The 11847-nt window shown below is 65.5% G+C and carries 11 protein-coding genes; 8 read left to right on the forward strand and 3 right to left on the reverse strand.

Annotated elements, in window-relative coordinates; all coding sequences use genetic code 11:
* Positions 1 to 12 precede the first annotated feature (12 nt).
* The gene (locus AWB67_RS19985; RefSeq protein ID WP_087657965.1) at positions 13 to 276 is read left to right on the forward strand and encodes a DUF2866 domain-containing protein; all 264 of its coding nucleotides are present in this window, start codon (positions 13 to 15) and stop codon (positions 274 to 276) included.
* Here the strand turns inward: AWB67_RS19985 and AWB67_RS19990 are convergent.
* The 3 genes from AWB67_RS19990 to AWB67_RS20000 are packed head-to-tail and all read right to left on the reverse strand — an operon-like array spanning position 273 to position 4256.
* Positions 273 to 1304, reverse strand: a complete 1032-nt coding sequence (locus AWB67_RS19990; protein ID WP_087657966.1) for a CaiB/BaiF CoA transferase family protein — start codon at positions 1302 to 1304, stop codon at positions 273 to 275. The two genes, AWB67_RS19985 and AWB67_RS19990, sit on opposite strands and share 4 nt — an antisense overlap.
* Positions 1305 to 1334: 30 nt before the next feature.
* A complete protein-coding gene (locus AWB67_RS19995) occupies positions 1335 to 3266 on the reverse strand; it encodes an ATP-binding cassette domain-containing protein (RefSeq protein WP_087657967.1) in 1932 nt (643 codons plus the stop codon).
* Between the two features lie 33 nt (positions 3267 to 3299).
* Entirely contained in the window at positions 3300 to 4256 is a 957-nt protein-coding gene (locus AWB67_RS20000) for a LysR family transcriptional regulator (RefSeq protein ID WP_087657968.1), read from the reverse strand.
* Positions 4257 to 4389: 133 nt separating this feature from the next.
* Between AWB67_RS20000 and AWB67_RS20005 the strand changes: the two genes are divergently transcribed.
* From AWB67_RS20005 to AWB67_RS20035, 7 genes are all read left to right on the forward strand, one after another.
* The gene (locus AWB67_RS20005) at positions 4390 to 5472 is read left to right on the forward strand and encodes a 2Fe-2S iron-sulfur cluster-binding protein (RefSeq protein ID WP_087657969.1); all 1083 of its coding nucleotides are present in this window, start codon (positions 4390 to 4392) and stop codon (positions 5470 to 5472) included.
* Positions 5473 to 5474: 2 nt separating this feature from the next.
* Complete coding sequence (locus AWB67_RS20010) at positions 5475 to 5987, forward strand: hypothetical protein (protein WP_087657970.1); 513 nt, start codon at positions 5475 to 5477, stop codon at positions 5985 to 5987.
* Positions 5988 to 6020: 33 nt separating this feature from the next.
* Complete coding sequence (locus AWB67_RS20015; protein WP_087657971.1) at positions 6021 to 6932, forward strand: sterol desaturase family protein; 912 nt, start codon at positions 6021 to 6023, stop codon at positions 6930 to 6932.
* Between the two features lie 58 nt (positions 6933 to 6990).
* Positions 6991 to 8625, forward strand: a complete 1635-nt coding sequence (locus AWB67_RS20020; RefSeq protein WP_087657972.1) for a 3-(methylthio)propionyl-CoA ligase — start codon at positions 6991 to 6993, stop codon at positions 8623 to 8625.
* 17 nt (positions 8626 to 8642) lie between these two features.
* Positions 8643 to 10091: a coniferyl aldehyde dehydrogenase gene (locus AWB67_RS20025; RefSeq protein WP_087658017.1), complete on the forward strand. Its 1449-nt coding sequence runs from the start codon at positions 8643 to 8645 to the stop codon at positions 10089 to 10091.
* Between the two features lie 101 nt (positions 10092 to 10192).
* Positions 10193 to 11293, forward strand: a complete 1101-nt coding sequence (locus AWB67_RS20030) for a porin (RefSeq protein ID WP_087657973.1) — start codon at positions 10193 to 10195, stop codon at positions 11291 to 11293.
* 73 nt (positions 11294 to 11366) lie between these two features.
* A complete protein-coding gene (locus AWB67_RS20035) occupies positions 11367 to 11846 on the forward strand; it encodes a glutathione peroxidase (RefSeq protein ID WP_087657974.1) in 480 nt (159 codons plus the stop codon).
* The last annotated feature ends 1 nt before the right edge of the window (position 11847 follow it).

The raw sequence follows: 11847 nt of genomic DNA on the forward strand, positions 1-11847 counted from the left end.
GAGGACTACGCCTTGAAACACTCAGAACAATCCGGGCCGCAACCTTCGTATCACCTGCGCGGCTGCCGCGTCTCCGCGCCGATCGAGCAGCCTTGGGGCGGCGGTTGCCGGATCGTCGAATGGATCGATGCCGAAGGGCAGATTTCGCGCCGCGTCGTGGCGGCGGACGTGACCGAGGATGAAGTCGTCGCGACCATTCGACGTCACGTGACGGGACGCAAACACATGCTCGTCGACGATGAGCGCATGCCGCGGCAGACCTTGCCGCGCCGCTAAGCGTTTTTGCGCTGGAACAGCGGATGCACCGCCGCTTCGGCGGGCGTCAACACCGGCGCCACGCAGCAGCCGAGTGGCTCAAGCAGCGCGATCCATTCGTCGCGGGTGCGCTCGCGGAACAACGCGGCGAGCGATTGAGTGAGCTCGTCGGCATCCGCGCCGCCGATCGCCTGGCCGAGGCTCCAGTGCCGCGACGCCCATTCGGGCTGTCCGAGCGCCTTGCACAACGTTTCCCAGAACTTGAGTTCCAGCGCGCCCACCGCGACGAAGCGATCGTCGCGCGTGCGATAGACGTTGTAGCAGGGCGTACCGCCGTTCAGCAGCCCGGCGCCCGCGCGCGTGGTGGCATCGGCGGAATTGTCGAGTGCGATGTGCGCCATCACGTTGTGCGCGTGCACGGCGTGCGTCATCGATACATTCAGACAGCGGCCTTCGCCGCCGCGCGCCACGGGCCAGAGCGCCGCGAGAATCTGCGTGACGGCCGCGAGCGCGCCGCCCAGCAAATCCGCGATCTGGAAGTTCGGCACGATCGGCGTGCCGTCGCTCGCCGCGAGCTGGTCGAGGACGCCCGCGTACGCCATGTAGTTGAGATCGTGGCCGGGCAGGTCCGTGAACGGCCCGTCGCTGCCGAAACCTGTGATCGCGCAATAGACGAGCTTAGGGTTCGCCTCGCGCAACACGTCGTAGCCGACGCCGAGCCGCGCCATCACCGAAGGTCGAAAACTCTCGACGAGCACGTCGGCGTCGCGCGCCAAGCGGATCAACTGCGCGCGGCCTTCCGCGCTTTTCAGATCGAGCGTGAGAAAGCGCTTTCCGCGATTGACCTGCCGATAGAACGCGCTCGGCGTGCCCGTCGCGCGATCGGCGTCGCTCAGCAGCATCGAGCGGGCGTAGTCACCTGCGCCTGGCGCTTCGATCTTGAGGACGTCGGCGCCGAGTTCCGCGAGCCGCAACGTCGCCACCGGGCCGGGCAGGAGGCGCGTCAGGTCGAGCACGCAGAGGCCGTCGAGGGGTAAGGTTTGCGACAAGGCTCGGCTCCGGTTCCTGGTGGTAATGCTTCAGCCGATCTGCTCCAGCTCTTCGTGCACTTCGAGCCATTCGAGTTCCAGCGTTTCGAGCCGCGCGCTCACGTCGGCCTGGCGGCGGATCGAGTCGGTGAGCCTGGTTTTCATCGACGCCTCGTAGCTCGCCGGATCAGCGACGAAGTGATCGAGCGCCGTCTTCTCCGCATGCAGCGCGTCCATCTCCTTCTCGATCTTCGCGATCCGCGACTGCAACGGCCTCTTCAGATGCGAGAGCTTCTGCCGCTCCTGCGCTTCCTGCCGACGCTGTTCCTTCCGATTCTGCGCCGAGTCCTGTCCAGCATCGGCTGATCCGTTCGCTTCCTTCGCCGCCGCGCGCGCCTCGGCGGCGTGCTGCAGCAGCCAGTCGCGATAGTCGTCGAGATCGCCGTCGAAGGGCTGCAGACGGTGTTTCGCCACCAGCATGAAGATGTCGGTCGTCGCGCGCAGCAATGCGCGGTCGTGCGACACGAGGATCAGCGTGCCTTCGAACTGCGCGAGCGCCATCGTCAGCGCGTGGCGGGTTTCGAGGTCGAGGTGGTTCGTCGGCTCGTCGAGGAGCAGCAGGTTCGGCTTCTGCCAGATGATCAGCGCAAGCGCGAGGCGCGCCTTCTCGCCGCCGGAAAACGGCGCGATCTTCGCGGTCGCCATCTCGCCGGAGAAGTTGAAGCCGCCGAGAAAATCGCGCAATTCCTGCTCGCGCGTGTCAGGCGCGAGGCGCGCGAGATGCTGGATCGGCGAGTCGTCAGGACGCAGCGTTTCCAACTGATGCTGCGCGAAATAGCCGATGCGCAGGCCCTTGCCCTGGCGCACGGTGCCCGAGAGTGCATCGAGCGTGGCGGCGAGTGTCTTGATGAGCGTCGACTTGCCCTGGCCGTTCGCGCCCAGCAGGCCGATGCGCTGTCCGTTCTGAATCGATAACGTCACGTTCTCGACGATCGGCACGTCGCCGCTTTCGGTGTGATAGCCGCAGCGGACGTCGTCCATGACGATCATCGGATTGGGCGCGGCGTCGGGCATGCGGAATTCGAACGTGAACGGCGACGACGCGTGCGCCGGCGCGATCAGTTCCATCTTTTCGAGCGCCTTCACGCGGCTTTGCGCCTGCTTCGCCTTGGTCGCCTTCGCCTTGAAGCGGTTGATGAAGCTCTGCAGATGCTCGACCGTCTTCTGCTGCTTTTCATAGGCGCTCTGCTGCAGCGCGATCTGCTGCGCGCGCAGGATCTCGAACTGGCTGTAGTTGCCGCCGTAGCGCTTGATCTGGCGGTTTTCCAGATGCAACGTCACGTTGCAGACGGAATCGAGAAATTCGCGATCGTGGGAGATCACGATCAGCGTCCCCGGATAGCGATGCAGCCAGTCTTCGAGCCAGACGATCGCGTCGAGATCCAGGTGGTTGGTCGGTTCGTCGAGGAGTAGCAGGTCGGAGCGGCACATCAGCGCCTGCGCGAGGTTCAGCCGCATGCGCCAGCCGCCCGAAAAACTCGCGACCGGCTCGCGCGTCTGTGCGAGCGTGAAGCCCAGGCCGAGCAGCAGCGCCTCGGCGCGCGCGGGGGCGGTGTAGCCGTCGGCATCGGCGAAGGCGGCGTGTTCGTGCGCTTCGGCGGCGCCGTCGTGAGCCGCCGATGCCACCGCGATGCGCGCTTCGATCGCGCGCAGTTGCGTATCGCCGTCGAGCGTGTAGTCGAGCGCGGTGCGGTCGACGGCGGGCGTCTCCTGCGCGACGTGCGCGATCTGCCAGGACGGCGGCATCGAAAAGTCGCCGCCGTCGGCGTGCAGGTCGCCGCGCAGCACGGAGAAGAGCGTCGACTTGCCCGCGCCGTTCGCGCCGACGAGGCCGGCCTTCTCGCCCGGGTTGAGGGCGAAGGTGGTCGCGTCGAAGAGCGGCTTGGTGCCGCGGGCAAGGCTGAATTGGTTGAAGCGAATCACGACGTGACGACCGGGGCGGGGGAAAAGGGTATTTTAGACTGCCGGCGCTGCGCGGCGTCGGCTGGGCTTCGAGGCAGCCGCTGGCCGCGCCGCAATCAACTCCTTCAACAATCCCCCCATCCACCGATGCGCCGGGTCCCCATCCAGCCGGCTGTGCCACATCAGATACATCGCGACATTCAACCCCGCGAGCGGCGCCTCGAACGCGACAAGCCCATGCTGCGCCGCGATCTCGCACGCCATGCGCGTGGGCATCGTGCTCACGAGATCGGTCACCGCGACGACTCGCGGTACGTCGAAGAACGAATGCACCGTCGTATCGACTTCGCGCGCGAGGCCCTTGCTGTGCAGGAACTGGTCGATCGGACGCGCCCCTTGCCAGCTAGGCCAGGCGATACCGATATGCCGTGCCTGCAAATAACGCTTGAGCGTGACGGGCGCATCGAGCAGCGGATGCCCGCGCCGCACGACGCACGAAAGCGTATCGGTCGCGACCGCCTCGCAGCGAAAGCCGCTGTCCTTCACCGGCACGGCCCACAGATAGAAATCGACCTTGCCGAACTGCATCGCGTCGCGCACTTCGCCGAAGTGCTGTGCGCGCACATTGATGCGCAATTGCGCATCGAGATCCTGCAGGCGCCGCATCAGCGCGGGCAGGATCAGCAACTCGCCATAGTCGGAGAGCACGAGGTTGAACTCGCGCTGCGAGCCCGACGGGTCGAACACGGCGTCGTCGCGCAGCATGCCGTCGACATCGTTCAGCACGCTTTCGATCGCGACCCCGAGCCGATGCGCGCGGGCGGTCGGTTCCATCGCGCGGCCGTCGCGCAGGAACAACTGGTCGCCGAAGGTTTCGCGCAGGCGCGTCAGTGCATGGCTCACCGCTGGCTGGCTCAGGCCGATGCGTTCGGAGGCGCGCGTGAGGTTACGCGTCTTGTAAATGGCGTCGAAGATCGCGAGGAGATCCAGGTCGATGGCGCGCAGGGACATGGTGGTGATGGGGTCGTTCAGCTATTCGCGGCGTGAATGATTCATATGCTAACACTTCAGTTCCGTTTATTTTTTGGCGTGCCTACTCTTGTCTCACAAAAAAGATTCAACACGAATCCAGGAGACAGGTGGCATGGCAGAACAGCGAATTTCCGCGAACGGGGCGCGCGCCTTCAGGCTTTCCATTGCCGGGACCGAGCGCGTGTGCGACGTGCGTCCGGGCGAGACGATCCTCAAGGCGGGGCTTCGGGACAACATCAAGATCGCGCATCTTTGCCTCGTCGGCGATTGCGGCTCGTGCCGCAGCCAGCTCGTCGCGGGGCGCGTGCAGTTGAAGCGCGATATCTCCAGTCACATCTCAAGCGACGAATTGCAGGCGGGCTTCGTGCTCGCGTGCCAGTGCGTGCCGCAAAGCGACGTCGAGCTGATCGTGCCGGGCGTGTCGCCCGATCACGGCGAAGCGCACGCGGTGCATACGGTTGAAGGGTGTATCGAAAGCACGCGGCTGCTCAATCACGACATCCGCGAACTCGTGATCCATACCGATCAACCGGTGCGCTACGGCGCCGGTCAATACGCGCAGATCTCAGTGCCCGGCCATCCGACGCTCGCCGACGCGCCGCGCTGCTATTCGTTCGCCTGCGCGCCGCAGCCTGACGGCCAGACGCGCCTTCATTTCCACGTGCGGCGCGTGCCTGGCGGTGCGTTCACCGAATGGCTCTTCGAAGCCGATCGCAGCGGCGCGCGCGTTACGCTGACTGCACCGCTCGGCGCGTTCGGCCGCACGACAGGCGGCGGCCGGCCGATGGTCTGCGTCGCGGGCGGCAGCGGACTCGCGCCGATCAAGGCGCTGCTCGAATCGATGGTCCAAAACCCGCAGGTGCCCGACGTCACGCTCTTTTTCGGCGCGCGCACGCAGGCGGACCTCTATTGCATCGAGGAGATCGAGGCGCTCGCCGCGCGCTGGGCGGGGCGCTTCATCTTCGTGCCGGTGCTCTCGAATGAACCGCCCGGCTCGTCGTGGAGCGGCCACACCGGCTACTGCACCGAATTCCTCGACGCTTACTGCGACGTCGCGTCGAGCGCCTTTTTCCTGTGCGGCCCGCCCGCGATGGTCGATGCCGTGCGCGACGCGGTGGCATCGCGTGTAGCGGCCGCCCACATCCACTTCGATCGCTTTCTGGATCAGAGCACCCTTCAAACCGAGGAGATTTGACGATGTTCCGTACCACCCGTTTCACCACCGCAGCCTGCGCGCTCCTTCTGATGAGCGCCGCGACGACCGCCGTAGAGGCGCGCGAACTGCAATCGACGGTGCAGCTCGGCGCCGGGATCCGCAACATGAGCCGCACGACGATTCCCGGCGATCGCGCGCGTCTCGCGTTCATCGCGGAAGGCGCGGGCAAGCTCACATTCGACGCGCGCTCCGAGCCGATCTACGTGAACTGCGACGGCGTCGATGTCGTCGATGCGAAGAACACCGTCGTCGACGGCACCGCCTTCTGCGAGTTCAAGACGCAAAACGCGGGTTCGCTCTTCGTGCGCTTCCAGAAAATCTTCGATGACAAGGGCGTCTGGCATCAGACCGGCACGTTCACGATCACGGGCGGCACGGGCGAGATGTCGAAACTCGGCGGCGCGTTCGACGTGAAGGTCGAGGTGAGCCCGCCGCAGACGGGCGGCAAGCTCGTGTTCGGCGTCGCGGGCGCGGGCCGTCTCAGCGAGAAGTAAAAGTAAAGCCGGCAGATCCGGAGGAGACCGAGCATGACACTGGACATCAAAATCGCAGCCGCCACGTTCGGCGCGCTGCTGCTGTGGGAAATCGTCGCGGGCGAGTATCGCAAGCCGCGCGTGTGGACCGCGAACGAGCTCGGCGTGAGCGCGGGCGCGGCGATCAACCTGTTCACCGTGCGCGCGCTGCAACTGCTGCTGATCGCCACCGTGCTGCCGCGCCTCGTGCCGCAATGGCAGGGTGCGCTCGCTCATACCTCGGCATGGCTCGTCTTCCCGATCGCGATGCTGATGGACGACTACGGCAACTACTGGCTGCATCGCGGCGGCCACACAGTGCCGTGGATGTGGCGCCTGCACAAGCCGCATCACACGCCGACACGCCTGAACGTGCTCGCAACGATGCGCAACAACTGGATGTTCAACGCGCTCCTGCCGAACACCTGGATCGCGGGGACGCTGCTCTTTCTCGGCGCGACGCACGCCGCGCTCGCGATGCTCGTGCTGAAGATCGTCGTGGTGTATCTGCAGCACACGGCGGTGCGCTGGGATCTGGCGATTCGTCGTGTCGCGATCGGCCGCGCGGTGCTCGACGTGTTCGAGAAAATCTTCGTGCTGCAGGACTATCACCACGTGCATCACGGCATCGGGCGCTATGGCAATACGTCGGCGAACTACGCGAACGTGTTCGTCGTGTGGGATCACCTGCACGGGACGTCGGTTGGATCGCCGCATCGCGTGCAGGATGCGTTCGGGCTGCCCGTCGGTGTGCGCTCGGAGCCGTGGTACGAACAGCTCTGGTGGCCGCTTTTTCGCTCGAAGCCTGCGATGAATGCGGTCCGCAAATCTACCCCGCAACGCGAATACAGCGCCGACGAAGTGGCCGAGGCGCGCGCGGTCATCTATCTCGCCGACGGGCGCGCGGTCGTCGTTGGTCGGGCCTGAATAAATCTTTTCATACCTATAACGAGCGGCGCGCGATGCGCCGCGATGGAGATGTGTCATGCGTGGACTGATGCAGGATCGTCCGCTGTTGCTGTCGTCGATTGCGGAGTTCGCCGAGCGCTCGCACGGCGACGTGGAAATCGTGAGCCGTCGCGTGGAAGGCGACGTGCATCGCCATACCTATCGCGAGGCGTTCGCCCGCAGCCGCCGCCTGGCCAACGCGCTCGATGCGTTGGCGCTAAAGCCCGGCGAAACCGTCGTCTCGCTCGCGTGGAACGGCTACCGGCACTTCGAGTTGTACTTCGGCGTCTCGGGGTCGGCGCGCGTGCTGCATACGGTCAACCCGCGTCTCACGATCGAGCAGGTGCAGTGGATCCTGAACCACGCGCAGGATCGCGCGCTCTTCTTCGACCTTACCTTCCTGCCGATCGTGCAGAAGCTGCATCAGGCGTGTCCCGCGATCGGCGTGTATGTCGCGCTGTGCAGCGAAGCCGATCTGCCGCAGGAAAGCGGCATCCCGAACCTGCTGAGCTACGAGGCGCTGATCGGCGCGCAGAGCGACCGCTACGACTGGCCGCAGTTCGACGAACACGCGGCGTCGTCGCTTTGCTACACGAGCGGCACGACGGGCAAGCCCAAAGGCGTGCTCTACAGCCATCGGTCGTCGGTGCTGCACGCGTATGCCGTATCGCTGCCGGATTCGCTGAATCTCTCTGCGCGCGACACGATCCTGCCCGTGGTGCCGATGTTCCATGTGAACGCGTGGGGACTCGCCTATGCCGCGCCAGCGATGGGCAGCAAGCTGGTGCTGCCGGGGCAGTCGCTCGACGGCGCGTCGCTCTGCAAGCTGATCGAGGACGAAGGCGTGACGCTTGCCGCCGGCGTGCCGACCGTGTGGCAGGGCCTGCTCGATCACGCCGATGCCGAGCGCATCCGCTTTCGCACGTTCAGGCGCACGGTGATCGGCGGGGCGTCGTGCTCGCGCGGGATGTATGACGGGTTCACCGGGCGTCACGGCATCGACGTGTTGCACGCGTGGGGCATGACGGAGACCTCACCGCTCGGTACGGCGTCCGCGCCACGCCGCTCGCCCGCCGACATGACGCCGGACGAGCGCGCGTCGGTGGCGCTGTCGCAGGGACGCGCGCCGTTCGGCGTGGAACTGCGCATCGTCGATGAAAGCGGTGCCGGGTTGCCGCGCGACGGCGTCGCGGCGGGCGAGCTGCAGATTCGCGGCGCGTGGGTGCTGAGCGCGTACTTCGGTGCGGACCAGGCCGAAGCACTCACCACCGACGGCTGGTTCGCGACGGGCGACATCGCGACCATCGACGGCGACGGCTTCATGCGCATCACCGATCGCGCGAAGGACGTCATCAAGTCGGGCGGCGAGTGGATCAGCTCGGCGGAGCTGGAGAACATCGCGCTGTCGCATCCGGGCGTGCTGCGCGCGGCGTGCATCGGCGTCAAGCATCCACGCTGGGACGAGCGCCCGATCGTCCTCGTGATGAAGCGGCCCTGCGCGAGCGTAACGCGCGAGGCGTTGCTCTCGTTGTACGCGGATCGCGTGGCGAAGTGGCAGATCCCGGACGACATCGTCTTCGTCGACGACCTCCCGCTCGGCGCGACCGGCAAGCTGCTCAAGCACACGCTGCGCGAAACGTGGCGTGACCATCTGCTTGCAGTTACGGATTGAGGACAAGCCACATGAACATGCGTCTGGACATACCTCCCGAGAGCGAAACGACCGACACCCTGCGCGAGCGTTTCGACGTTCAGCGCGCCGCGTGCCTCGCGTCGCCGCCGCCGGATCTCGCGCTGCGCCTCGACCGGCTCGCGCGCCTCGAACGCATGACCGAGCGCGAGGCGCCACGGCTCATCGAGGCGATCCGCGAAGACTTCGGCCATCGCTCGACGCACGAGACGCGGCTCATCGACTTCGAGATGATCCTGTCCGCGATCCGTCATGCGCGCAAACATCTGCGCGGCTGGATGAAGACGCGCCGCGCGCCGACCTCGCTGTCGTTCCGGCCGGGGTGCAACGTGCTGATGCGCCAGCCGCTCGGTGTCGTCGGCGTGATCGCGCCGTGGAACTATCCGTATCAGTTGTCGATGGGGCCGGTCGTGCCCGCGCTCGCGGCGGGCAATCGCGTGATGGTGAAGCTTTCGGAGTTCACGCCGCGTTTCGCGCAAGCGATGCGCGAAGCCGCGCCGCGCTATTTCCAGGCCGATGAGTTCGCGATCGTCACGGGCGGCGTCGAGGCGGCGGAGGCGTTTTCGCAACTTCCATTCGATCACCTCGTGTTCACCGGATCGACGGCGGTCGGGCGGCGCGTCGCGCTCGCGGCTGCGGCGAATCTCACGCCGGTCACGCTGGAGCTCGGCGGCAAGTCGCCGGCGATCATCGATCCGAGCGCCGATCTCGATGCCGCCGCCGCGAGCCTCGTTTACGGCAAGTTGCTCAACGCGGGGCAGACGTGCATCGCGCCGGACTACGCGCTCGTGCCGGCTGGGTTGCGCGATGCGTTCGCGAAGGCACTGATCGCGGCGGCGCAGCGTCTCTTTCCGGCGGCGGCGAGCAATCCCGACTACACGTCGATCATCAACGAGCGGCAGTATCGGCGGCTGACCGGCCTGATTGGCGATGCACGCAAGCAAGGCGCACTCTGCGTGCCGCTCGGCGAGGCGGGCAAGGACGCCAAAGCGCCGCTCGGCGGCTGGCGTCTCCCGCCGACGCTGATGCTCGACGTCAAACCTGACATGGCCGTGATGCGGGAGGAAATCTTCGGACCGATCCTGCCGGTGCTGACCTATGGCGGCGATGTCGGCGAAGCGATCACGTTCGTCGCGGCGCGCGACCGGCCGCTCGCGCTCTATTGGTACGGGCGCGATACAGCAAACCGCGATCGCGTGCTTAGCGAGACGGTGTCCGGCGGCGTGACCGTCAACGATTGTCTCTGGCACTTCGGGCAGGAATCGCAGCCGTTCGGCGGCGTGGGCGCGAGCGGCATCGGTGCTTACCACGGCGAATGGGGGTTTCGCGCGTTGTCGAAGGAAAAGCCTGTGTTCCTTCAATCGCGCATCAACGGCATGCGCTTCATGTATCCGCCGTACGGCGCGCGCTTCGAGCAAATGCTGAAGCTTCTGCGCGTGATCGGCTAGTCATTCGGTTGCACCCGCGAGCACGTTCATGGCGAATTCATCGCCAGGGAAGCGCTCGCACAAAAAACACACACGAGACAAAGAATCAGGAGGAGATCACTATGAAACGAGCCTGTCTGCTGGGCGCGGCGCTTGCGCTCGACTTGAGCACGGCCTACGCGCAATCAACCGTGACGCTCTACGGCCTCATCGATGAAAACGTGCGTTATGTGACGAACGCCAATGCTAAGGGTGACGACAAGGTCGGCCTCGGCAACGGCGGGTTGTCGGAGAGCATGTTCGGCCTGAAGGGCACCGAAGACCTGGGCGGTGGCCTGAAAGCCGTCTTTCAGGTGGAGAACCGCTTCTTCCCGAACAGCGGCATCACCGATCCGGCCTATCCGTTCTTCAATACAGCGTTCGTCGGCTTGCAGTCGGCGAACGCCGGGCGGCTTACGCTCGGGCGCCAGTTCAACCCGCTCGCCGACGCGATGGTGCGCAACTACAGCTCGAACGCGTGGCTGCCGACCGTCTACGTCTTTAAGCCCGAAGCGACGATGGCCGAAGGCGTCTGGAGCAGCAACATGGCGAAATACGTCGCGCGCTACGGCTTCGTGCAGATGGAGCTGTCGTACTCGTTCGGCAACGTGGCGGGCGAGTTCAATCAGGGGCGGCAGATCGGCGCGATGCTCGAATACTCGTCAGGCGGGCCGTTTCGCGCGGCGGCCGGCTGGGTCGATGCCACCGACGCCGCCAACGGCGCGCATTCGAAGGCGTGGACGCTCGGCGCATCGTATCTGTGGGGCAACACGCGCTTCAATGCGGGCTACGTGGAGAACCGGCTGGACGCGGGATTCTCGTCGTATCCGAACGGCCCGTTCACGCCGGCCGCACTCGCTGCGCTCAAGTACACGGATTTTTCGAAGCGGCGGATGTATTTCGGCGGTGTGACGCAGCAGATCGGCGACCTGACGCACGTTTCGGGCAACGTGTGGCGCACGCTGCAGGACGGGCAGACCCCGTCGAAGGACGGCGCGGCGACGCAGTACCAGATGGTCGTCGACTACGGGCTGTCGAAGCGCACGAGCGTGTATGCCGAAGTCGATTACGCGGATTATCGCGGCGGGTTAATCGGCGCGCAGTTGCAGGGCATCAACGCGCCGAGTTCGGCGGGGACGGGCAACCAGCTCGGCGCGATGCTCGGGATGCGGCACGTGTTCTGAGCCTATCCCATCCGGCCGGATGCTCGCGCAGGGAATTTCGCTTAGACTGGATTTTTACCTCGCGGAGCATCGAATGGACTCTCTCTACGCCTTCACGGCAGACACGCTCGACGGCCAGACCGTCGCGCTCGACAAGTACCGCGGCAAGGTCCTCCTGATCGTCAACACGGCGAGCGAATGCGGGTTCACGCCGCAGTACAAGGGCTTGCAGGATCTGTACGCGCGCTATGCGGCGCGCGGCCTGGAAGTGCTCGGCTTTCCCTGCAACCAGTTCGGCAAGCAGGAACCCGGCGACGCCGCGCAGATCGGCAGCTTCTGCGAGAAAAACTACGGCGTCACGTTCCCGATGTTCGCGAAGATCGACGTGAACGGTGCGAACGCGCATCCGCTCTATAAGTATCTGACGGAGAAGGAGCCGGGCGTGCTCGGCATCGAGGCGATCAAGTGGAACTTCACGAAGTTTCTCGTCGATCGCGAGGGCAACATCGTCAAGCGTTTCGCTCCGATCACGAAGCCGGAATCGATCACCGACGAAGTCGAGAAGCTGCTGTAGG

This window comes from Caballeronia terrestris (genome assembly GCF_001544515.1).
In the GTDB taxonomy this organism is placed as follows: domain Bacteria; phylum Pseudomonadota; class Gammaproteobacteria; order Burkholderiales; family Burkholderiaceae; genus Caballeronia; species Caballeronia terrestris.